At 58.1% G+C, this 22,888-nt stretch carries 22 protein-coding genes and 1 pseudogene; 14 read left to right on the top strand and 9 right to left on the bottom strand.

Going from position 1 to position 22,888, the window contains the following annotated elements; all coding sequences use genetic code 11:
- Positions 1-7: 7 nt before the first annotated feature.
- The gene (locus tag BGRAMDRAFT_RS19840) at positions 8-940 is read left to right on the top strand and encodes an alpha-glutamyl/putrescinyl thymine pyrophosphorylase clade 3 protein (RefSeq protein ID WP_006050596.1); all 933 of its coding nucleotides are present in this window, start codon (positions 8-10) and stop codon (positions 938-940) included.
- On the opposite strand, the gene BGRAMDRAFT_RS19835 is transcribed toward BGRAMDRAFT_RS19840, so the two are convergent.
- Entirely contained in the window at positions 937-2,037 is a 1,101-nt protein-coding gene (locus BGRAMDRAFT_RS19835) for an ImmA/IrrE family metallo-endopeptidase (RefSeq protein WP_006050595.1), read from the bottom strand. The genes BGRAMDRAFT_RS19840 and BGRAMDRAFT_RS19835 overlap by 4 nt on opposite strands.
- A 776-nt stretch (positions 2,038-2,813) precedes the next feature.
- On the opposite strand from BGRAMDRAFT_RS19835, the gene istA reads away from it, so the two are divergent.
- The 10 genes from istA to BGRAMDRAFT_RS19790 all read left to right on the top strand — a co-directional run bounded on the left by istA (position 2,814) and on the right by BGRAMDRAFT_RS19790 (position 10,264).
- Positions 2,814-4,340: an IS21 family transposase gene (istA, locus tag BGRAMDRAFT_RS19825; RefSeq protein WP_044020054.1), complete on the top strand. Its 1,527-nt coding sequence runs from the start codon at positions 2,814-2,816 to the stop codon at positions 4,338-4,340.
- Positions 4,330-5,106: an IS21-like element helper ATPase IstB gene (gene istB / locus BGRAMDRAFT_RS19820; RefSeq protein WP_006046815.1), complete on the top strand. Its 777-nt coding sequence runs from the start codon at positions 4,330-4,332 to the stop codon at positions 5,104-5,106. Before istA ends, istB begins: the two co-directional genes overlap by 11 nt.
- Before the next feature lie 314 nt (positions 5,107-5,420).
- Entirely contained in the window at positions 5,421-5,741 is a 321-nt protein-coding gene (locus BGRAMDRAFT_RS19815; RefSeq protein WP_044021438.1) for a hypothetical protein, read from the top strand.
- 53 nt (positions 5,742-5,794) lie between these two features.
- Positions 5,795-6,721: a TniB family NTP-binding protein gene (locus tag BGRAMDRAFT_RS19810; protein WP_006050594.1), complete on the top strand. Its 927-nt coding sequence runs from the start codon at positions 5,795-5,797 to the stop codon at positions 6,719-6,721.
- The gene (locus BGRAMDRAFT_RS35450) at positions 6,718-6,972 is read left to right on the top strand and encodes a hypothetical protein (RefSeq protein WP_006050593.1); all 255 of its coding nucleotides are present in this window, start codon (positions 6,718-6,720) and stop codon (positions 6,970-6,972) included. Before BGRAMDRAFT_RS19810 ends, BGRAMDRAFT_RS35450 begins: the two co-directional genes overlap by 4 nt.
- Positions 6,973-7,014: 42 nt before the next feature.
- Complete coding sequence (locus BGRAMDRAFT_RS19805) at positions 7,015-8,565, top strand: hypothetical protein (RefSeq protein ID WP_006050592.1); 1,551 nt, start codon at positions 7,015-7,017, stop codon at positions 8,563-8,565.
- Positions 8,566-8,711: 146 nt separating this feature from the next.
- Entirely contained in the window at positions 8,712-9,047 is a 336-nt protein-coding gene (locus BGRAMDRAFT_RS35445) for a hypothetical protein (RefSeq protein WP_006050591.1), read from the top strand.
- Entirely contained in the window at positions 9,031-9,345 is a 315-nt protein-coding gene (locus tag BGRAMDRAFT_RS35440) for a BPSL0761 family protein (protein ID WP_083803834.1), read from the top strand. Before BGRAMDRAFT_RS35445 ends, BGRAMDRAFT_RS35440 begins: the two co-directional genes overlap by 17 nt.
- A 389-nt stretch (positions 9,346-9,734) precedes the next feature.
- Positions 9,735-9,986 (top strand): MerR family transcriptional regulator, encoded by a 252-nt coding sequence (locus BGRAMDRAFT_RS19795; RefSeq protein ID WP_232292305.1) that lies wholly within the window; start codon positions 9,735-9,737, stop codon positions 9,984-9,986.
- Between the two features lie 74 nt (positions 9,987-10,060).
- Positions 10,061-10,264, top strand: coding sequence for a hypothetical protein (locus tag BGRAMDRAFT_RS19790; protein ID WP_006050589.1), 204 nt, complete (start codon positions 10,061-10,063; stop codon positions 10,262-10,264).
- Between the two features lie 38 nt (positions 10,265-10,302).
- Here the strand turns inward: BGRAMDRAFT_RS19790 and trfA are convergent, their stop codons facing one another.
- Positions 10,303-11,394, bottom strand: coding sequence for a plasmid replication initiator TrfA (gene trfA, locus BGRAMDRAFT_RS19785; RefSeq protein WP_006050588.1), 1,092 nt, complete (start codon positions 11,392-11,394; stop codon positions 10,303-10,305).
- A 939-nt stretch (positions 11,395-12,333) separates the two neighbouring features.
- Here trfA and BGRAMDRAFT_RS35435 point away from each other — a divergent pair.
- Positions 12,334-12,873 carry a hypothetical protein gene (locus tag BGRAMDRAFT_RS35435; protein WP_232292304.1) on the top strand — a complete coding sequence of 180 codons (540 nt, stop codon included), beginning with the start codon at positions 12,334-12,336 and terminating at the stop codon, positions 12,871-12,873.
- On the opposite strand, the gene BGRAMDRAFT_RS35430 is transcribed toward BGRAMDRAFT_RS35435, so the two are convergent.
- From BGRAMDRAFT_RS35430 to BGRAMDRAFT_RS19755, 7 genes and pseudogenes are all read right to left on the bottom strand, one after another.
- On the bottom strand, positions 12,828-13,124 hold the full coding sequence (locus BGRAMDRAFT_RS35430) for a hypothetical protein (protein ID WP_006050586.1): 297 nt from the start codon (positions 13,122-13,124) through the stop codon (positions 12,828-12,830). The genes BGRAMDRAFT_RS35435 and BGRAMDRAFT_RS35430 overlap by 46 nt on opposite strands.
- 102 nt (positions 13,125-13,226) lie before the next feature.
- Positions 13,227-13,511 carry a PAAR domain-containing protein gene (locus BGRAMDRAFT_RS33745; protein WP_083803833.1) on the bottom strand — a complete coding sequence of 95 codons (285 nt, stop codon included), beginning with the start codon at positions 13,509-13,511 and terminating at the stop codon, positions 13,227-13,229.
- A gap of 42 nt (positions 13,512-13,553) precedes the next feature.
- On the bottom strand, positions 13,554-14,519 hold the full coding sequence (locus BGRAMDRAFT_RS19775) for a DUF6708 domain-containing protein (RefSeq protein WP_006050585.1): 966 nt from the start codon (positions 14,517-14,519) through the stop codon (positions 13,554-13,556).
- Positions 14,520-14,529: 10 nt separating this feature from the next.
- The gene (locus BGRAMDRAFT_RS19770; protein WP_006050584.1) at positions 14,530-17,100 is read right to left on the bottom strand and encodes a T6SS effector BTH_I2691 family protein; all 2,571 of its coding nucleotides are present in this window, start codon (positions 17,098-17,100) and stop codon (positions 14,530-14,532) included.
- Between the two features lie 34 nt (positions 17,101-17,134).
- Positions 17,135-17,938: a DUF4123 domain-containing protein gene (locus BGRAMDRAFT_RS19765; protein WP_006050583.1), complete on the bottom strand. Its 804-nt coding sequence runs from the start codon at positions 17,936-17,938 to the stop codon at positions 17,135-17,137.
- A gap of 8 nt (positions 17,939-17,946) precedes the next feature.
- Positions 17,947-20,490: a type VI secretion system Vgr family protein gene (locus tag BGRAMDRAFT_RS19760; RefSeq protein WP_006050582.1), complete on the bottom strand. Its 2,544-nt coding sequence runs from the start codon at positions 20,488-20,490 to the stop codon at positions 17,947-17,949.
- A gap of 694 nt (positions 20,491-21,184) precedes the next feature.
- Positions 21,185-21,973: pseudogene (locus tag BGRAMDRAFT_RS19755) on the bottom strand (plasmid partitioning protein RepB C-terminal domain-containing protein); the annotation flags it as partial.
- 188 nt (positions 21,974-22,161) lie between these two features.
- On the opposite strand from BGRAMDRAFT_RS19755, the gene BGRAMDRAFT_RS34585 reads away from it, so the two are divergent.
- Both BGRAMDRAFT_RS34585 and BGRAMDRAFT_RS19750 read left to right on the top strand, forming a co-directional pair.
- A complete protein-coding gene (locus BGRAMDRAFT_RS34585) occupies positions 22,162-22,473 on the top strand; it encodes a hypothetical protein (RefSeq protein WP_157140631.1) in 312 nt (103 codons plus the stop codon).
- 64 nt (positions 22,474-22,537) lie between these two features.
- Positions 22,538-22,795, top strand: a complete 258-nt coding sequence (locus tag BGRAMDRAFT_RS19750) for a PAAR domain-containing protein (protein WP_006050580.1) — start codon at positions 22,538-22,540, stop codon at positions 22,793-22,795.
- Positions 22,796-22,888: the final 93 nt, after the last annotated feature.

Genomic DNA, 22,888 nt, shown 5'->3' with positions numbered 1-22,888 from the left:
CTCACACATGAAGAATCCTGTTCTCACGAAAAAGCTCGACGCTATCCTTTCCGCCTACCGTCTCGACGGTAAAGTTCTACCGGGAATATCAAAAGTTGAAGAGCGCGAGGCCTTGGTCGCCCAAATCGTCGACAGCGTCGCACGCATCGACTACGTGAAGCTAATCGCAAAGCGCCCAATCTCGCTCATGCGTCTTGACCCAAAGAACGCCGAGATGTTTGACCCATTGCGCGCTGCCATTCATCACATGCGCAATGGCAACGTTGACGAGGCGTTTTGGCTGGTATTTCTTTTCGTTGTTTGCGGCAAGCACCTGACAAAAGGCTATGGTCTTCTGCGAATGGTCTACGGCGCCTACAACGACAAATTCACTTGGACTTGGGAGAAATTCTCGAAGGATCCAGGCCAATTCACATTGTGGCTTCATCAGCATCTGGATGACATCGAAGCTCAGAAGCAAGACTTCCCGTTCGGGAACCACCGCAAGTTTGAGAGTCGACGGGAGCTTGACATCGTTCTCAAGAGCTACGCCGAATGGATTGGCCCAAAACGGTCACATGCAGCCTTCATCGCAGATGCAAAAGCAAAGGCAAAATGTGGAAACGACCCGAAGAAGTTGTTCGACTATTTGTACAAAAAAATGAAGGCGGTGAAGCAATTTGGTCGAGCAGGTAAGTTTGATTATCTGACGATGATTGGCAAGGTCGGGCTTATCGACATTGAGCCGCCGTCAGCTTACATGGTCGGCGCAACGGGCCCTGAGCGCGGTGCACGCCTGCTTTTCAGCGGAGCGGTCGACAACAAGACATATTCGAAGAAAGAGCTGGATGTACTCGCAATCCAACTCGGAAACGCTCTGGGCGTCGGTATGCAAGTGATTGAAGACTCAATTTGCAACTGGCAAAAGAGTCCTGCGAAGTACGAACCATTCCGGGGTTAAACGGCGTTCCACTTATAACGATTTTTCAAATTGTTATAGATTTTTTGGCTGACCAGTCCACGGAACTGCATCTGTCCAACGACAATGCCATACGATACGCCAGCGTCCCGAGCGAGACGCATGATGCCCTTGAGCGACTTCGACGCCGTCGGTAGACGTGCCTGGAGATGAAGGGGAATAAGTTGCTCCGTAGCAAACTTATTAGCCTCATCTTCCTGGGGAGACATTGGCCCGTCCGAGGTCTCGAGAATCATCAGGTCTGCGTCCCAATGCAAAACTAGGTGTCCCGCTTCATGGAAGAAGGAAAACCAGAACTGGTCATCACTCAGGTATCGGAACGACAGCAGTAGGACCGCTTTGTCGGGGCCACCAAAAAAAGTAGCTCCGCTCGCGCGGCAACCTTTCGGGGCCTTCACAACGACAACTGCGACGCCAGCCTCAGCACAAAGCTGCTGAAGCTTCGGTAGAAATTCCGATGGGTTGGGAATGTTAGTCAGTGCCCGAATCTTCGAAAGCTGAGATTCAAAGAGCGCGGGACTCCACTTTTTGCAAGCGATTTTTTCTGCTTCAAGTTCACCACGGCGCAGCCACGCTGCGGTCGCGACCTCATCCTCCTCGAACGTTGCACTCGTACGAAACGCAGCTGCGCCTTTCGTATCTGAATACGTACGACGCCAAGCATCCAGGTTCGGCACATCGAAGAACTCAAGGCATCGGCGAAGCTTCTCCCGCTTGTCCCTGGTTGGCTCGACCCAACCGAATTCCTGCATCTGCCTTAACGGAAGGCTCCTGAGCCACGCCTGACACTCGTCGCCTTCTGGGTCGACACTATCTGCAAGCTCAGCCAACTGCTCCCGATACTGCTCTTCACGACTCAGCCAGAATCCAGCCGAACCGCCAAGGTCGGCCGCGAGACGAGCGGCTATGTGAGCCGTAAGAGCACATTTACCCTGAAGGAGACTATCAAAGTCTTCGTCAGACATATCGACCGAATGCGCCATGCGCGCCGAAGCTATGCCTCGCGACTGCATCAAATCGCTGATGGTGTGACCTGGCGGAACCGCCCACATCGGTGCGAATTCGGCTTCAGCTCTCATGTGTACGCTCGATTGATAGGATTTTCACCCGCGTCACCTGCGCCCAGTCCAACGCTCCCGGAGCACCAGGAGGAGGTCTATTGTTTGCCACCGCAAGCATACGGTAACCCCCTGCGATGAAGATAACAATCCGGTCGTGCACTGTCTCGTCAAAACGTCCGAAGCCAATCTCAACGAACTCCATCGGCGAGTTCGCCGCACGCAAGTCCGCTAGCCGAGCATGGATTGACGGTCCGGCGACCTCCCCGTACTTCCGTTTTGCCGAAACCGTGCTCTCACACACCTTCCGGAGCCTCTCGTCTTGAAACGCCAGTTTTATGGGCATCTTATTGGCTATGCCGGCGGCCGAGAAGCTGGCCCGCCTGAACGCTCGCATGGCGAGTGTCATCGTCTTGATGGATTGCGCGAGCTTGAGGGGAGCTGCAAGCCATTGGCTAGAGAATCCTGACGCACGCTTCAAGCGCGACATCTTACCAATAATTTAGTATATGCCGCAGGCGCACGATTGGGACGGTAGTTTCCGGCCGGAGAAGTGGCGCGCGAACTTCAAATACTATGTGTAGAACCCCGCCGTTTAAGAAGCTCAGGATATCGTCCCGCTGATTTTCCGCATGGCAGAAGCAGCTCAACAGCTGCATGCCATCGCGACTGCACGGACGAAACGGAAAGCTAGCTGTTGATTTGCACTGAATCCTGACCCACCCTACGCAGTAATTTGCATCGAATATTGACCCACGTAGAACACTGACCTGCTCGGGAACGGGCAGGGGAACGGAGTGATCGACGTGGCTATATTGAGCATCATCCGACGCTGGCACTTTCGCGATCATGTCTCGTTGCGCGAGATTGCCAAACGACTGGGCGTGTCGAGAAACACGGTCCGGCGTTACATTCGGGCCGGTACGGTCCTGCCCGCCTATCCGGAACGACACAGTCCCAGCAAGCTCGACGGGTTCGCTGCGAAGCTCTCGAGCTGGCTGAAGACCGAAGCGAACCGGCCCCGCAAGCAGCGAAGAACCCTGAAGCAGATCCACGCAGATCTGTGCGCGCTCGGCTTCACCGGCTCTTACGACCGGGTGGCGGCGTTCGCTCGGCGCTGGCGGCAGGAGCAGCACGAGCAGGCAAAGACAACGGGACGGGGAACGTTCGTGCCGCTGCGGTTTGCCGCTGGCGAAGCGTTCCAGTTTGACTGGAGCGAGGACTGGGCCGTTATCAATGGCGAGCGCACCAAGCTGCAGGTCGCACAGCTCAAGCTCAGCCATAGCCGCGCCTTCTTCCTGCGCGCCTACCTGCTTCAGACTCACGAGATGCTGTTCGACGCGCACTATCACGCGTTCGTCGCCTGGGGCGGCATTCCACGCCGCGGCATCTATGACAACATGAAGACCGCCGTTGACAGAGTGCGACCCGGCAAGGTGCGCGAGGTCAACGCGCGCTTCAGCGCGATGGTTAGTCACTACCTGTTTGACGCCGAGTTCTGCAATGTCGCCTCGGGCTGGGAGAAGGGGCAGATAGAGAAGAACGTCCAGGACAGCCGTCACCGGCTTTGGCAGAAAGCGCCGGCGTTCGGCTCGCTCGCCGCGCTTAACGACTGGCTGGCCGACCAGTGCGTGCTGCTGTGGCAACAGACGCGGCACCCGGAGCACGACACGACCATTTGGGATGCGTGGGCGGCCGAGCGTCCACACCTGATGCCGGTGGGCCAGCCATTCGATGGTTTCGTCGAACATACCAAGCGCGTTTCGCCCACCTGCCTGGTGAACTTCGAGCGCAACCGCTATAGCGTACCGGCGTCGTTTGCCAACCGGCCCATCAGCCTGCGCGTGTATGCCGCAAAGCTTGTCTTCGTCGCCGGAGGTCAGGTGATCGCCGAGCACGAACGGCGTATCAACCGCAGCCACAACCACGGCGAGACCATCTACGACTGGCGTCACTACCTGGCAGTCCTGCAGCGCAAACCGGGAGCGCTTCGCAACGGTGCACCCTTCACCGAGTTTCCAGCTGGCTTCCGCAAGCTGCAGGGCGTGCTGCTCAAGCGCCCGGGGGGCGACCGGGAGATGGTCGAGATTCTGGCGCTCGTGCTGCTGCACGACGAACAGATGGTGCTCGCTGCCGTCGAGCTGGCATTCGAGGCTGGCGCGCCGAACAAGCAGACGGTGCTGAACATCCTGAGCCGCCTGCTTGACAGCCCGCCTGTGCCACCGCTGCAGACGCCACAGGCGTTCACGCTGACCGTCGAGCCGCAGGCCAATGTCGGCCGGTATGATCGGCTAAGAGACCGCGAGGACAATCATGCAGCCTGACGTGATGATGCAGATGCTCAAGTCACTCAAGCTGCACGGTATGGCTCAGGCACTGGGCGAGCTCGCCGCTCAGGACTCGCCGGCCTACAAGGCGGCTTCACTGGTGCTTGCCGGATTGCTCAAGGCAGAAATTGCAGAACGGGAAGTGCGCTCACTCGCTTACCAGATGAAGGTGGCGCGCTTCCCGGCGTATCGCGATATCGGCGGCTTCGACTTCAGCTGCAGCGATGCCAACGAGGCGCTGGTGCGGCAGTTGTACGAGTGCGAGTTTATCGACTCGGCGCACAACATCGTCCTGGTGGGCGGACCCGGTACGGGAAAGACGCATCTGGCAACCGCGATCGGTGTGCAGGCTCTCGAACATCATCGCCGCCGGGTGCGCTTCTTCTCCACCATCGAGCTGGTCAACGCACTCGAACAGGAGAAGCTCGTGGGCAAGCCCGGACAGCTCGCCACACGACTTATGTATGCCGATCTTGTGGTGCTGGACGAGCTCGGCTATCTGCCCTTCAGCCAGACCGGCGGTGCGTTGCTGTTCCACCTGCTTAGCAAGCTCTACGAACGAACCAGCATCATCATCACCACCAATCTGAGCTTCGCCGAGTGGGCCAGTGTGTTTGGCGATGCCAAGATGACGACCGCGCTGCTCGACCGGCTTACGCACCACTGCCACATTGTAGAAACAGGCAACGATAGCTATCGTTTCAGAAACAGCACGACACAGCCCAAAAAGGAGAGAAAGAAGACCCAGATACCCACCGAATAACCCGCAAAGCTGGTCCAACGGGTGGGTCAGAATTCAATGCAAATCGTGGGTCAGGATTCAGTGCAAATCAACACGCCCACACAGGTATCACCCTCAAGCATGGATTCAGGTACAAGGGCGAAACCATTTCGTACCTGCTGGCCACGCATGGCGACCATGCTGAACTTCACGTGGTCTACAACCCTGACGATTTCCGCCAGGTGTATGTATACGAGGGAAGTGACCGTCCGCTCGTCACGTTAACGCACGAACACGTTCGCCCGGACACACCGGCTTGGACTTTCGCAGAAGCTAAGGCCCGAATCGATACGGGCATGAAAAACTGGACGGCTCCGGACGCAAAGGTCCAATTCGAGCGCGACATGGACGAGGCGGTCACCGGAAACGGAAAAGCCAGCAAGCGCAAGACCCGCGGTAAGCGCGAGGAAAACAGGGAATCCGTGCGTCGCGCCAGAGACGGCCTGGCAATTCAGCGAGCCATCGACCGGCCGCTCTCAGCGGAAGCGCCGTTTGGACCTGCACCTTCGACGAATCCGTCATTGCCGACGGAAGATTTTAAGCGCGTCGTCATCTCTTACGACAACGCGCCGTCAATGGAAATCGTAGACAGAAACACTGGAGAAAAACTGCTGTGACGCCAGCCCAACTACTGCGTAAAAGAATTGAGGAATGCGAACTTGGACATCCTATGTTCATGGCGCACCTCACTGCGCTCAAACGGCGCGTCGATGACGCCCTCGCCGAATTTGCACCCAAAATTGTTCGCGTTCCGGGGCCCAGCCGGGCGGGCAAATCCTCGCTCATCGCGCGCCTGGCGCGCGACTACCCCGCCAACCGCATCGACGGCCGGCGCCATGTGCCCATTCTGGTCGTGAAGGTACCCCCGTCTGCGACGGTCAAACTACTTCCTAATAGCGTGCTGGCTGCGTTAGGCATCCAGGTTCCCCGCAGCATGACTGCGGGCGCGATGTTCGACCTGATGGCGGAGCAACTTCGCCTGGCTGGCACTCGCGTGGTGATTTTCGACGAGATTTCGCACCTCGTTGACGAAGGGTCCCGAGTGCCTCCTCGCGCAGCAGGCGACTGGCTCAAGACCCTTTCAGACACGCTCCGCATGACGCTGATTCTCTTCGGCATTCCGCGACTCGAGCGGCTTTTCTTGGCCAATGAACAGCTGCGCAGCCGCGCTTGCCCACCGCGCAACTTTGTTCCGTACGACGCAAGCGACGCCGACCAGATGACCGCTTATGGCGACTGCGTCGTCGCTTACGCTCGCCTGTTCTCTGCGGCGGGTTATCGCATCGACGTGCCCGCAGACGTACTCACCCAGCAATGCTATCTGCTCACCGGCGGCCTCATAGGCGTGCTCGCCGACTTCATGCGCGAGCTGGCCAGCTGGATTGCGAACGAAGCGCCGCGTGCCATTACGTACGCTGACTGTCGCGAGGCGCTTAAGGATGTCAGTCACGCGGGGTCACCGCACAGACTGTCATTTCAGGACTCTGGCCTCGGCGCAGTCGTGGAGCCAGCGGCGCTGAAGCAGGCATACGTTCATGTCCTGACCAGTAACGCAGCGTCCGTACCAATTCGTAAAAACTCAGGAGTGAAGCAATGAGCCTCGTTATCACCTACGCGCCGAAGGACGATGAGTCCGGAATGGGCTTTTACCGACGCCTCGCCGCGGGCAATGCGCTTTTCAGTTGGCGCGACCTTGCAAGTACGGCGGGTGTCGAGCGTAATCGCCGCGCCTTGCTAACGCGCACAGCCGACGTGGCCCGTAACCTCGGCCTGGAATCAGCGTGGACCGAATTCAGCCGGCAACAGGAAGACCTCTGCCGGGGTTGGGGAGGGCTGCACCGTGCGTAATCTGACGCCGTGTGTCCCGCGTGCCTCGCTGAGTCGCCTTACTTGCGACACCACTGGGAGCACGCCTATGTCACCGCGTGTTCGCAGCATCAAATCCTGCTGGTCGACCAGTGCGACGCCTGCGGAAAGCACCTGTCGCAGGAGCGGCTCTACATCGGATTGTGCTCGTGCGGTCATGACCTGGGCAACTTGCCGCGTGTGCGGGCGACTCGCGGTCAGCAGTGGCTATCGACGCTGATTGCGAGCAACGGTCAGCAGTCTGGCAGCGTCAAACCGCCTGTGCACGGCGTGGACATCAACGTGCTGGTAAAAGTCATCCGCACGCTTTGTCAGTACGCGGACCCGACGAGCCCCGGGTTGCCGCGCAGCGCGGCATTGCCGAAATTTATCGCCGATGCGGTCGAGTTTCTTTCGCCGCTCGAAGCGTTGCTGGTGGACTGGCCGACGGGCTTCCGAAGTCACGTCGAGCAGCGCATTGCTGCCGGTCGCAAAGATGCCCGCACGCTGAACACGTTGCTCGGCGACTGGTACATCAGATTGCGCAAGCTCTGCCTCGGCACTGCGCTCGAACCTCTGATTCAAATTGTCATCGACGTCGCCGCGCAGAAGTCCGAGTGTGTTCTGGGCATGGATTCGGCCAAAGGCATGGCCGAAGATGCGACGGGCTACATGCGCGCGCCAGCTGCTGCGAAGGCTATCGGCGTCAGCGTTTCAAGTTTGCGTGACTCGATAGACGCTGGCGAGTGCGAACACCGCGCGCGACGCACTGGCACCCGCGGCCAACTGTTCGAAATTCCGTGCGCTGAGGTAGAGCGCATACAGCGGCAACGCGCCGGGTGGATTTCCGACTACGACGCCAGCGAACTGGCGGGCGTGCCTCCCATCGTGCTCGAACGCATGAAAACCGGCGGGGTGGTCCGGTCAGACAAGCGCTGGCGCGAAGACCTCATGAAAGGTGGTCCGGTTGAACGTCAATCCATCCTGGATTTGTATGAGCGTGTGGAACGATGGGCGCAGCCCATTGCGCTGGCCGACGACGCGACGCTCACGTGGGCGCAGTTGACCAGCCGGCGTATGGGTGACAGAAAGGCAATCGAGTCGCTGATGCAAGCCATCGCAACTGGCAAGGTGAAAGCTGTCGCGCGCGGCAGGAATCTCGGCGAAATGTCCTTTCTGACGACAGATGTGTCGCAGTATTTCGGCACTCCGCTGCTTGAGGCCGGCATGTCAATTCAGCAACTGGCCAAAGCGACTGGATGGAAATGGGAGTCCATCCAGAACTGGGTGGACGAAGGACTGCTGGCATCGGAACTGATTCAACGGCGCGGTCAGCCTTGTCGCGTCGTGCTGCCGTCACAGTTGCTGGAGTTCTGTCAGGCCTACGTTCCGCTAGCGGACCTTGCCCGTGCCATGGGTTCGAGGTCATCGGCACTGTCCCGCTCGCTCCCCGGCGTCGAACTGGTCGGTGCGAAGCAGCTTCCTGACGGCGCCACGCGCGGCGCGCTGCTGCGTATCGCCGAGCTCGGCCGGCTGGCGGTTATCGGTGCGAGAGCAGGGCATGACCTTTTTGTGCCTGCATCGTTGACGCCATGAACCAGCGAGCGACACGTCGAATGACCGGCATGCTCCGGCCGGCGAATTGTGCGCCGGTCGGGACGTGGTCGGGCCCGCACGGAGTGCCACCCTGTCTCTCCGTCTAAACGAAGCGTATGGCTCTCTACCACCATCAGGAGACTGCGATGCCCATCTGGAAACCGCGACCCGCTTCCGAGATTCCAAGGATTCCGTTGTCCCGTTGGCGCATATTCGAGACCGAGGATGGGAGTCGTCATTTTGTTGGCGTGGATATGTTTGACCGGTCGGGACGCGTTAGCTCCCCGATAGTGACGTTCGACCCGGTCACTATGCAGGGCACGACTCACACTGGACGCATTTACGAGCTGGTCGGCAGCAAAGGCTCGTCATTGAACGTTGACTACGTCTGGATGCGGTGGTGCGAACTGTACGAGGTGATGTCGTACACCGACGTCACCGAACGTCTGCTTGACGGAGCTGGTGATGACGACCCCACTTGAGCGTACGAAAGCCGTGACTGATACCCGGGAGCTATTGCGGATGCTCGCCCGTGCCGACGAAATAACCATCGGCGGTCTTGTCCAGACGGTGGCGCTAGGCCTGCTCAGGCACTATCCGCTCGACATCGACCTGGACGTGTCGGCCGCTGCATCACCCGAAATCTGGGCCGCGCCGAAACGCCGACGGTCTTGCTCTACATCAGCGATAGAACGTCGAACACCCATTCCCAGTCGCAGTGAAGCTGATGAGATTCGCAATCAAGGAACCGACGATGGCCAGACGGCATGTGGTTCCTGAGGACTTCCCGAGAGAGCCATCGCCCGGACTGGTGCCGGGTACGCAGCCAAAGCTTCTTGTGCGCAAGACGCACGGGCGGTATTACACCGGTCTCACGGACGAAGAGCTGTGGACACGCTATGACGCGTGCGAGGACCTGGCGGGTCAGCTCGCGGAGTACGCGTCGCGAAAGATGTCTGCGTCTGGCCTGTCGTTGGACGATGCACTGGAGCGGGTCGAGAAAGGTCTGAAAGCGAAGGTGGATGGCGGCCAGTGGGATTTTTCTCGCGCAGAGATAGCGTGGACGTGGAATCGCTTGCATAAGCTGCTGTCGGCAGCGCGAAATGGCATAGGAGGCAGTGGGGGGTTGGTAACAATACGCGCCCACCGCACGTTCTCACGTTATGAGTATGGATTCCGGGATGATTGCCGAGGGGGCCGTTGTGACTATCGCAGAAGCAGCAAACTACCTGTTCGTCAGTCGTCCACACGTTCGCAAGCTCTTCGCCGCAGGAAAACATACTGAGGTGTTGCCGAGAGACCCAACTGGCCGCATCAATATCGACGTTTTTTCCGTAGAGTCATACCGGACTGCGAGGGACGCCGCGATGCGCGCCTATGTCGATTCGCAGACCGAGGACAGCGACCCGTTGGGACTATGAGAGTGGGTTACGTCGGCCTGTGATTCGGGTACCCGACCGTTTAACCATCGCTCGCCGCTAATGAGGAGGGAAATATGTCTTCGCCAAACAGTCTGGACCTGGATATTGCGCTTCGGAAGATTCACAAGCTGGCTATCGCAGACGGCGATTTAGGGTTCGCCTACTGGCACGCAATCGGGCAGCTTCTACGGCGAGCAGGTGATATGCAAGCCGAAATAGATTTCCTCACAAAAGAGCTGGAACGATGTCGCGCCATGCTTGCTCGAAATAGCGGCTGAACTTCGCGAGCACTATCGTTACGTCACCTATCAGGAGGTCATGCCACCCACGCGGTGCGAACTACGTAAATGGTCTTGCTTTCCTTGGAGAAGTGATAGCTCGCCACGCGGCAGCATGCAGGCGTGAATGGGTCCTTGAGCTTTTCCAATGCGCGCACGAGACTGGCCCTGAAATTACTCTTGCTGGGCCCGTATCCGCAGAGCTGATGCAACAGTTCAGCCGGCAGCGGCTTCGGCTGAGCGTGCCCCGCGTAAAAGTTTGCGAGCCATCCTCGCAGTCCATCATATCTTGCGGCGTCATTTTCGACAGCTGTCCACGCGCCCGGTCCGAACAGCTCCGCCACGGAAGTCGTGACCCGAAGCAAAAGCGCGTCACGGCCTTTGAAACCTTCAACGGACTCACTACCCTCGAACTTCACCGACAGCAGCCTGGGCACCTCGATGTTCATGCGCTCCTGGCGAATGCGCACATGGGCAAAGCTCAAGCGCAGCAGACTGGCCCGTATGGCCCTGTGCGCCTTGACGCTGTAACTGTTTCCCAAGCGGCTCGCGAACTCATAGAACGTGGTTCGCTGATACTGCAGACTCTCTTCAGGGCAAATGGGTAGGTCACGGTAGTATTCGAGGCAGGTCGAGTAGACCAGCCGGTCGAACTGACAAAGGCGGTACCCGCTGAACATCATGGTGGTGTCTTTGAACGTACCAATTTTCTCTTCAGCCACCGGACCGGTCGAGCCGCCCGCGAGCAGGTCTGCGCTGTCGGCCTGCACACCTCGCGTCGCCGCAAACAGGGCTGAGCGGAGAAACACGTTCGGCAGCGCTCGCGCTGTTGCGGACCAGCCCGGCAGATACACTTCCGCGCCCACGCGGGTAGCCTGTCGCCGCCGAGAATGATGAATCTCGTACGCCGTGGCATTTGCGGGAAGTTCGGCGACCGCGACTTGTTCGAGCGACTTTCTCTTCCGGCGTTCGAGTCCGTCGGCGATGTCATGGAGCCGCTTCGCCGCGTCGAGTACAGTACGCTGCCGGTCGGGAGCAGCAGTCAATGCCGCGTCGGCCGTGAGATGCGCAAGAGTACGCAGGTCGGCGACGTTGCCCCCCGGATGCTTTGTCCCCCGCGGCCTAATCATTGTGCTGCTCCGGGAGCTGGACCATGGCTTTCGTTGTCTGCGACATCGCGGCGTCAACGACGTGGAATCGGAATAATTCGGGAGCTGTGCACCGCGGAAAGCGCAGGCCGCTCGAATAGCGCACCGGTCGAAGCGGGCAACGTAAATCTGGTCTGGTCATGACGAGGACGTGCAGGTTGGTGATACCTGTGTATATGCGCGCCGGACGACCATGGCATCACGACGATGGGCCTTGCAGCACTACCAGCCCAAATATCCCAAAAAAATCAGGGTAGCTCCGCTTCGGCTGCGGATTGTGCGACTTGTACTCCGCATCGGCGCGGCTTGCACCCTGCATCGCCGGCACGCGTACCCCACATCACCGCATCGTGTACTCTGCATCGCATTCCGCGTGGCCGACGCGAAGAATAACCACTGAAGTCAGGAAATTATCGCCGGCCGCCGCATGGCCTAATATCTGTAGACTCTGTAATCGAGATAGCCGGGCGAGTGCAGCCCAAGGCGGGCGAGCTTCTTCGTCAACTGACTTCCGGTGCTCCGAGGCGGCGCGGATGCCTCCAGCCGACTCGGCCTGCATTTTTTAGTCGCGCGACATCGCCCGATGTTCAAGGAAAACGGCGATGCGACGCGACTCATCGTGAATGCAAGCGCCAGTCACCGCCCTGGTCAGCAAGGCGTGCCTCCCGCGAGTCTCCTGTCACGCCCAAGTTCGCAGGCAACCGGACGGTCATCGCAAACGCCATCCGCTACGAGAACCGGAATTGAATCCTCGGTCGACGTCTTGCTGACCAGGGCGGCCGGTACTACACCGCGCGTCTTGAGTGCTGCTACCACCCCATGGGCGTGGCGCCTCTCGTTTATGAATGCCCCTCCAACAGTCCCGCCCTCACCGCGCTTCCGGGCGCGCGACGCAACTTCCGCCTTCCAGTGAATGCCCCAATGCGCGCTGAAAAGCCAGTCTCCGGTGCGCCGGTGAACCTCAATGTGAATCGGCGGTTCGCATCAACGATGACTGCGGACGAATACCTGGCCAGCATGCAGGCTTCCGCCGAAACACCGGGTGCCGGCGCCGCGCAAACAATAGCCCGGCCCGACGCGATACCGCTCGTCAATGACAGGCACCATCCGTTCTTGCTGTTCAGCGACTCCTTCTCGACGTGCAACAACAAGGGTGAATCAGCTCTGGTCGTTCGCCGCCGCGTTACCGCGCACGAATCCGTAGCCGGCAGATGCATCCGTTTTCTGCGGGCGACTTCACGACAGTTTGGCGAGCAGCTTGATGAAGTTGCGCTTCGCGCGATACGCAGCCCGAATCTCCTCCAGTTCACTCGCGAACTCTGCACGTTCATCCACCCGCGCCCGCAGCATGCTGATAGCCCGCACGATTTCGAACGCCTCGTCATATCGGGCGTTGCGCGTACCGCCCTCGGCCGCTACCGGAAGCAGCCGGTGATACAGGCGATGGCCTCGTGCGGATGAGTCTTGCCACGGACCGACGCCATTTCAGGCCATAGCTGCGTGGCGACCGGGCCGCCGGTGAATGTTTCCCATGCGACCTCGTTCTCCTTGCCAGCAAGAAAAATCCTGACCAGTTCGGTTCGCGTGCCGCGTTGCCAGACGGTGCGCTTCAATTTTGCAGTCGCTTCCTCTTCGCTGACCAGCGCCCAGAGATGTTTGAGTGCACGCTCCCGGGTTTCTGCCTGTCTGCCGGTGGCAGTCGCGACCTCCATTAAAGCCGGAAATGCTTCAGCCGTCGGATGGGTCTCGAAACGTCGCCACGCGTACGCATCCGCCTTCTCGAATTCGCTACGCCGCAGATACCGCACTCGTCACTAAGTGGATAGAGAGCCACGTGTCTGAGATGCAACGAGCTTGGGCAACGGTTCGCAAGCGCATTTGCAGACGTCATTTTCCAACGCAACCTGCTTACCCATTACTGATACGGTATGTGGCGTACCGTCAGTGATGATGACACCCTCTTTGTCGCAGCTGTGGCATTTGACGACGCCGCCGATGTAAGCCAGTGGTTTTCCGTCCAGCGATGACCCACTTATGCCGTCCATTACGACGCCGTTACGGTCAGTTGTGTCGCCCTGAACGATGAATCTACGTCCCATGTCTTTATCTCTGAGAGCAATGTTTTCGGTACGGGTGTCGCGCTAGGCGCGCGCAAGCGGCGCGGCTGATGTATCACGGCAGGCGACCTCGACTTCCGCGGGCCAGACGGGCTCTCGACTTGTTAGCTGCGCGATGTAATGAAGCACTGATAGTAAGAAAACCGGTCCGCTCATCACAAAGGAAAAGGCTCGCAACGCCGAGCTCGCGCGACCAATATCGCCTAGCCCGTAGAACCAGACGCTCATTGAGTTGCGCAAGGACGGTTCCCGCGGCAAATACTTCTTCACCGGCGGAACGGCGGTCCTGCCTTCTTCCATATATCGCCGGATGAACTCGAAGTTTGCCTGCACCTGATAGAGAACCTGTCGTCCATATTCGGAAGACTCGTTGGCACCATTTACGGTGCGCAAGCCGAAACTGAATGTATTGACTACCTTACTGGTGTCGTCTAGCACAAGACATCGCATCATCGTTGGCGCTCCGCCCATCATGGAGTTGGAAGCCTGCCTGTGCACATAGAAGAATGCCTTGTCCCACGGAACCTGAACGACACCGCCCGGGCCGTTGTGGCGGAACGCATAGACCATCCGTGTTCGGCGGTTGAACCTGACCGACTTATGGCGATAGTTAAAACAATCCTTGAGTAGTAGGACAATGGTAAAGGCGCAGCCGGCAAGCGCGACGGCACACAGAGCCCAACCCGATGCACTGAACCAGGCCGCGTCCCCATTGCGGACAATCGCCGCCGGCACCTCTATCGAGTCCATCGCGTTCGAGATGGCAAGAAATAGCAGGACCGGGAACCCAACCAGAAAAGCCATAAGACACCAGCCCACCTGGAAAAAGGATGCGTCGCAAATTTCAAGGTATGTGTCGTTCATGCCAAAGACCGTGTAGGCGTCTGCGGCTTCGTCTGCTACCGGCTTGCGAACGTCTACGCGTCTCAAAGCTTCCTTCTCGGTGACGGGGCGGTTGAAGGCAATCCGCGTCATGTAGTCATATGCCATATCATCTCGCTCACGAGGTCAAGGCCTCAAACTGCTTACGTTCGTCCTCGGCAGAGAAGTGCTCGTCGCCCGTGCCGAAGATGCATTTGCTTAGCCATTCATCGATTTCGCGATGCTTTTTCCATGCTATCAAGATTCCAATAACAATGAGAATAATCATGAGCGGGAGAACGAGGCTCGTCGCGCCGGCGATTGTCGCGACACAGAGAATCGCGCTCGCTATAGCGGAAGCGCCATATAAGCGCGCGAGCATCGCATGTCCCTGTTTCATTTCCGACTGGGATTGCTTGTAGTCATACCACGCGCCTATCAGTCCGGCGACAGCACCTATCGTACGACCAGCGATTTCGATGAACTTACCATAGCGAGCCATAACTGCAGAGTAGCGGAGCTCCAGTTTGCCGAGCGCCTTGAAACCACTTCCTACGGTCTGGCCGCCAGCAGCCCAGGTAGACACAATTGCAGCCCAAAATTTTTGCTGGGTTTCCGTCCGGTTCAACGCGCTCGACTTTTCAAGCTCCTTGCTGGCGAGCATCCAGTTCACACCATTGAAAATGACACCAATCGCACCATAACCGACTTCGCCTTGCGTCACGGCTCGGAACTTCGGCAGGAAGCTGGACGTCACGTTCTCTTCCGTCAGCACTGCCCGCACACCCGGCCCGAATATCGCATTTCCAATGGCCCGACCGGACTTCGCCTCCGCTGATGCTGCGAGAGCTTCGTCGGCATTGAAAAGGACGTATTGTGGGACTTTAATGGGTCCATCCTGAGGAGATGAGGCCTTGAACGACTTGCGAAGGTTGTCTTTCAGGGAATTCAGGCTTGGCCGCCGATTCGCTGGCATCTGCTCATAAATCTCTCGAGCCATGTATGAAAGCCACTGGTTAAGATTTCCTTCCACGGGTTTATAGACGACGGTCGTTTTCGTGCGCAGACACATGCAGGCGATGAAGACCTTCGTGCCGACGGCGTCGCCTCCGCGTGCAATAAAGTTTGCAACCGGCCCACCGACCTGATGGATGATGCTGGCGCCGACCTTGTCCGCGCGCAGCAAAAGACCAGCTTCCTCGCGCTCGAGAATCTCGTTGGTGACGTTGTTGGACTCGATAAGCTTTGCGAGCGGTTCGCGCAATTCAGTCAAAGGAAATGCGGCCGCTTCCTTAACTTTTTCCGCGGTCGGGTTGTGGTTAAGCACCAAGGAGCGCAGCAACGGGTTGTGTCTATCCATTACATCGCCTTGTGCCCATTGGAGAATCAGGTCAAACACCTGCTTGCGGTCGGCAGAATCAGCAATGCACGCATGAAAGAGCTCAGCGTAGTCGATGCCTTTGACCGGGTCGTGTTCATGGTAGTCGAAGGCGAACACGGTCTTCAGGGCAGTGCTTTTTAACCAGGCTACATGGTCATCCGCGATTGGATTGAGTGTGCTGTCTTCCACCTGTTGCATGTTTTTTTTCATGTCATTGCGGAACTGCGTAACCGCATTCGGACTGTAAGACTCGGTGTACGGCTTCCAGGCGGCCGTCTTCACTGACTCCATCTCGCGTTCCGTCTGCGTATCGATGGACTGTACTTGCCGCTCGTACGCCTTCCCGCCATCGAATAGTGAGTACAGCGCGTAGGATTCAGCCGCCTGCCCCTTGAGTTGTTCCGCCGCAGCGTTTTCGTCCTGCTCTGCGCTTTCTTCGATTGCGGTTTTAAGCCCCTCAATGGCGCTAGCGGTCCACAGCTTGCGTTGATAGGGCGCCATCGCGGCCCCATACGCCAGAACCTGTTCAGTATTGATTTCCTGCGTGATACCAGCGGGGTCCCACAGCGCAAAGAAAAGCCCTTGTCCTTTGACATGCGAATCCATGGAATCCTTGAGAGCCTGGGCTTGCCCTGTCCGGTCCATGAAGTGAAAGGGCGAACCGGAAGCTGCAATGGCAAGTCCACCTTTGTACTCGAGCACAAAGTCTGCAAGATGGTCAATCTTCTCTGCGTGCTTCTGAGTGTGGTTGCCGCCCGCCCAACCCGCAGCGTCGAGCATCTGCATCCGATGGTCACGACAGCCGCTTTCGTTCGTCTCATAGCGTTTGCGTACTGGCGCAGTCCACCGCACATCGCTGAACGCGAGATAAACCTTACCTGCCTTCTTGGGCTGTTCGATGCTGATGCACTGCGCGAGTTGCATATGCCCCGCCTGCTTGCAACTGAACGCCTTTTCCTGGGCCGGACTGAGGTCGGCATCAAGCGGGTAGTTGAAGACGTAGCCTTCCGTCGTGACACCGTAAATCTGCCACTTGTTAGTGGACGGATAGTAGACGTGAATGAAACCCTTTCGAACCGAGCGCAGGAAGTAGCTGGCCTTCTTTGCGCCGACTGCTGTCACACCGTCGCCAAATTGCCCTTTGGGCAACGCGAGCGCGGTCGCCCCGCCGAGATTGTGCGCACCGCTTGCCGCAGCTGCGGCGTAACGGACGGGCAAGATAAGAAGGCCCTTCTTCTCGCACATGTCACAGCTAGTCGGCCCGGCCGCATTTGCTTTCGCGTTCGCTGACGCGGCTTGTACCTTGGGAATGTTGCTTGCGGTTGCCATGATGGCTCTCTCTTTTCGTTATTCGCTGTCGCGGTCACACGTACGACTGGGTGTCATGGAAAATTTGCGCCCATTCTTCGTCGGACCATTGTGTCGTGACCTCCGCATAGGACGAAGACGCGCTGCGTTGCAGGGCCGCGATAACCTTAGGATGTCGGTCAAAGTGAGGGGAAACGAGTGCGCCCTGAACAACGAATACCGCAAGGTCCTCGTCGGTGAGGCTGTAACGGGCGCCTTTTTCAAAGAGCGAATCAAGTTGGCGCGCCGTGCGATGGTCGGTAGCCTCGCCCGCTTCACCGATGGATTTCAACGCCTTCTCAATGAGGTGAAGCCGCGTCAACGTCGCGCGCTGCTCCGCCGTCGGCTTGAAGGGCAACACAGGTTCGAGTGGACGCTCGACTGTTGCCCAGCCTTGGTTATTGTCAAGATAGCGCCAACGATTGACCGGCCCGAAAAGCGCCGAAAGCTGCTCCGGTTGAAGCACCCACGGAAGGTGCCGGAAGACTCGAGGGTCGTAAAAGCGAAACACGGAATATCCCTCGGACTCGCGAGCCAACGCGATGGTGCTCCTGAGAGAGGCCATCAGGTCCCCGGCGCTCGCTTGAGTCTCGAGGAGTGCGCACGCGCGTGGCGGCCGACCAGCTTCGAAGTCCTTGCTGGCGATAGCCTGGATGACCGGTACCTGCTGTTCCGGATGCTCAATCGCATACAGAATCGGCATCACGCCCTTCAACTCAGGCATGGCGGGGGGAACAATCTCGCCAATCTCAAACATTCGAGGCGCCGCGCCCAGGTCGACATGCCCATTGTCCGGCTCAACAATCAGATAAAGGTCCATGGGAGCGCCTAGTCAACAATGGCGGCACCGGCCCGCGCGGCGGAAGCGAACTTTTGCGCACAGGCTTCAGTGGACGGTAGTTGGGCCGTACTGTTCTCGCTCGCCGGTCCTTCGAATGAATGCTGGCTGCCTTTCACTTCGACGAGACCTGGCGCGTGTACGTAGATGTTGCCGCCGGCGATGCGAATCGTGGCACCTCCCGCTGTCAGTTTGATTTCTTTCTGCGCAGTAATATTGACGGCGTCAGAGGTCGAAACGACCATAACCGTCCTATCGGCCGTGATTTCCACGTTATCCGACTGGGCCTGCAACTCGACCTTTCCTTTACCCGCAAATAGCTTCATCCCTGCGTTCTGCACGAAGAAGCTAAGTTTCTCGCCCACGCTTGCAATGAGTGACTTGGACGCGGCAATGTGCGTGCTGGCGCCACTCACGATGTTGACGTGCTCGGTCGCCGCGGCCTGAATGGATTTCTGTGTCGACAGCCCAATACCGGATGGGCTTGCCAGCAGCATCACTGGCTGGGAGAAACCGTTCGCCTCGCCTGTCCCACCCCCGCCCGTGTTGCCGCCGCCTGTGTTCGATTGAACGGCATTTTGTGTCGCGGCGGCGAAGTCGTTGATTGTGTCCTGCGCATCCTGAAGCCCTTCCGCCTGACTACTGGTGGCCACTTCTGAACGCCGCTCCACTACGCCGCCCGAATCGACGAGATGCTGACGCGCTTCCTTCACATCGAGCGGCTGGCTCGACGTGCCGCCCCGCGCATAGGTCGACAGATACATGCCCTGTCCGGCACGTACCGCTCCGTAAGAATTCGTCTTGAGGTCGAAGCCCTTCCCGACGAAGGAGCCACGAGTGTTACCTTGCTGGTCGATGAGGTATCCAAGATGCAAGTAGCTCTCGGACGTACTGCTAAAAAGCTGAGCGCGGTTCTGGCCCGTCGAATCGTCCATTACGAGCTGGTTGTAGCCTGTGCCCTGAAATTCCTTCGATTTGTAACCCGACAGCAAGCCGTTGGAATGCCATTGCGGTGTCTGCTGTCCGTTGAACAGACTGCCGCTGACGACCGGTCGGTCACAATCGCCGTCCAGGTAGACGATTCCCACTTCATGTCCCACACGCGGGACAAATACCCCGCCGAGCGTCCCACCGGCATTTGGTGACATGACGCGCAGCCAGCAGGAAGCCTTTTCATCTGCGTCGCTGATGCGGTCCCAGTGCATTTGCACTTTGACCCGATTGAGGCTGTCCGTGAAGACCTCCTCCTGATTCGGGCCGACCACCGTCGCGGTCTGGGTATGCATCAGGGGCTTACGGTGTTCGAAGGGGCTACGAAACGGAACGGTGCGTCTCTGCGTTTCGAGTTCGACGAGGAAGAAACCTTCGCCACCCAACGCGTCCTTTACATTGAAGACGTCGGACGAACCCGCGTGATATGAGCGAGCTTCAGCAAGTTGTGACTGGAGGCTGTGGCGGAACTGTGTTCCCGTCGAAACGGGCAGGTTGTTCTCGATGTACCAAGTGACGGCCAGAATCGCGAACTGACGATTTTCCGCGCTATCCGACGAGAGAGCGGTTGCGCCGTCAAGTTGGAACCAGCGACCCACATCGGCCCGCCGTACGCTGCCTGTCGCAAAGAAGCGCTTCGCGCGGGACTCCCATTCTTCCATCCGGGTCTTGGACAAAGCGTTGCCACGAGCACTGTCGCCATAGGTATAGGCGCCCGTGTACTCATACACCTCCGCCTGGTCGGGCAGGTCGCCCTGCCTGTCAACTGTCGGTGTGGACAGCTCTTTGTTAAAAGTTGGATTCTTATAGTCGAATGTGCGCGTGGTGTAGCTCGTGCTCTGCAACGTGCGCGCTCCGCCCCACTGAACTATCGCGTCCGTTTCGCTTCCAGCGCCTGCGCGATAAAACGGTACCTCTTGAGGCGTTAGAGCTTTAACGGTGTAGAGGTCGTCGGTGATGACCAGCGTGTGCGCTTTGCCATCGCCCGCCTGTTCAAAATAGCCGAAAAGACCTTCGGCTTCCATAATCCGGTGCACGAAGTTCCAGTCGTCTTCATATTGAACACAGAACGACCGTGGAGCTAGCTGGTTACGCAGGTCAAAGCGATACGCGCCGCTTGACTGGGGATGCTCGTCGAATACCGTCGAAATAATGTCTTCTGCCGTCTTGTCCTGAAATATCCGCGCGTCACTGCGAAATTTCAGGAAATGCAGCCACGACGAAAAACTAATCTGGTAAAGCTGAACGCTGCCGTCGGAGCCCAAAAATCGCGCAGTATGAACGTAGCCGTGACGCGGTAAATACGAAGAGTCAGTCTGTTGCGTCCAGAGCGTGACCGGTTTCGCAATGAGGGTTTTGAGCTCTATCGAATCTTTTAGCGAAGCGACATCGACAGTAAAGTCGTAGTTGCGGCCAATGCGCGAAGTGCCGACGACGCGGACTGGCACTAGCGCATTTGCGCCCAACGCAGTATCGAGTTTCAACAAGCGTCGGGATTGGTCCATCCCCGCGCTCAGCACTGTTGCCAGGTCATTTACCGTCATTTCCGAGTAAGCCCCAAATTGCCACGCCGAATAATATGATGAAAATCCGCGGCGGACAATTTTTGTAAAACGCGTGTGGCAGGGACCAATTCGGCACCATTTACTAACCAGGGAATATAAAAGGTATTTTTTGCCGCTCCACCGACGACTGCCTGCCGTAACAAGATAGTCAAGTAGCGGCCAGCACCTGTGCCGGCCGAATGCGTCGAAATTGTGACCACCCAACTCGCGTCGTCACGAGTGGCCAGCGGGGCCGCTATTGCGAATCGACAGTCTTCGCGCCACCCGGTCAGCGCTCGCGCATTTTATGTATTGGAAGCCATTAACTGGCTGTGCCATGGGTCATCTTTCCAACCCGGTCGATTGGCCGTCGACCTCGATACTAGCCAAGCCACCTGTTCTTCCAACAGTACTAACCGGACGATGCCGTATAAGGCCTCCCTGATAATCTGAAAGTTCTGTCCTATGCATTATGAATGGAATGATGCTGGGCCGACGCTTCATCGAGAAGGTCGCTCGCGACCAAAATGCTGCTGCTATTAACACTGCCAAAATCGAACGGGCGGCAATCACTGCGTCGCCGGCTTGCGCGGAAACTTTAAGGCAGACAGTAGGAACGCGCAACTGCTGTCAGCCTATTGCCGCGTTCGCGAGACGGCGACATAACGTGGACGGTAACTCTGTGCGGACGCGACTAAATTGCCACGCTGAATTGCTGCTGGTCGAGAGAGATGGTTGCAATGATGGACTCGAACTCCGCCATTAAATCCGGATGGCGTTGTGCAATGTATTGCCGCGCAGATTCGTTTTCGAGGAGCTTGGCGAGATACCCTTTCGCAAGCACAAGATTCAACACATCTTGACCGTAGTTCTGTTCAACGAGCTTGTACTGCCCCTGCAGATTGCTCATTTCCCGCTCCATTTTCGCCATCTGCTCGGGGCTAACGCCAGTCAGTTTGCGTGGCTTTTTGCCCTCCACGAGAAGTGCTGTCGGCGTAGCTACCAACAATGCCTCGGCGTAAGAGACGGACACATTGTTCGCGGCCACCATCAGTTCAACGCATTCAACCTGCCGTGTGGGCTTCATTTTGCGAATAGCGCGAACAAGCTCCGGCGAGAACTGCCGGTCCCCGAGAAGTTCAGCCGCCTCTGGGCACACGCCGTCGAGCAGCGACATCTTCTTCATGATTTGGGATACATCCACGGAAAGAGCTTTCGCCAATCGTTCGGGCGATACGCCTCGGTCAATCACGCGCCGAATCATATAGTGCTCCTGGATTGTCGAAAGGCGATTGACGCGATTGTTGTATGTGTAGGTCTCATCGTCGGTCGCGACGAGACAGGCAGCCCGCTCGTGCCCCAACCCCTGGATGGCGAGTAAGCGCAGATGACCATCCAGTAGAACATGCTGTCCGGACGACTGGTCCGCAGCTGTTACACAGAGCGGTTCTATGAGGCCTACCTCCTCGATCGAGGTTTTTATCTAGACACTGATAACGCTCGGCGGATTAGGGTCGTTCAATTCTCGCGCGCATTCCTCGATAAGCGGCGCAAGCACTGCCGGCGTCGAGACTATCGGGCCGCGCGCGAGCAGCATGTCGAGGTATTCTTTTTTTCGGATAGCCCTTTCCCGCACACGGTTAGGGAACGTCGACAGCGGGCGTCCCAAGCGTGAGTCCGCTCGATCGTCGACCTTCGTGGCCTCATCCAAAAATCGCAGTCGGCCAGACTGATACCTATAAGAATGAGGCAGGGAGATCCGTCAAGGCGCGTTTCATCTATCTTTCTCATTCGGACGATCCATCGCAGGCCGGTCGACATGTTCTGAGCGTGGAGAAGCCCGATATAAATTACGGGATTCGTGATGAGGAAAATGGCGGTAAATATGTGACTTCATTCGAACTGACCGGATGGAACCGATCGTGTGCCGATGGCCAGCATCCCAAAACTTTCAGCGGCGTTGCTCCGGAAAGCGTTGGATAAAACGAAGCCGGCACTGGTTTCATCCGGCCGGCGACGCGGCAGAAAGAACAATGCGAGGCCACAGATGAAGGACGAAGCAGGGCGCGGCGTGATCCGCCTGAATGACAAGACGACACACGGCGGGCATGTTACGACCGCCAGCGACGACTTCGAGGTAATGGGTGTGCCCGTCGCACTGGAAGGCGACAAGACGTGGTGCCCGCAGTGTCAGGGCACCTACGCCATCTTGCCGAAGGACAGCACTCGCCAACATCTCGGCAAAGCGGTTGCCTACCACGGGGACCCGACCGAGTGCGGTGCGACGTTGATCGCATCGCTGTAAAAGCGGCTTGGTGTTCCTGGGTCGCGCTGTTCCATTGCAGTGAGAACTCGCGTGACCAGAGCCTGACGGAATAAGTCGCAGAGCTGAGCCCAT

The sequence above is a fragment of the Paraburkholderia graminis C4D1M genome, from assembly GCF_000172415.1.
Classification (GTDB): Bacteria; Pseudomonadota; Gammaproteobacteria; order Burkholderiales; family Burkholderiaceae; genus Paraburkholderia; species Paraburkholderia graminis.
Note: the sequence above shows the minus strand (reverse complement) of the source record. Positions and strands in the feature narration are given on the sequence as shown.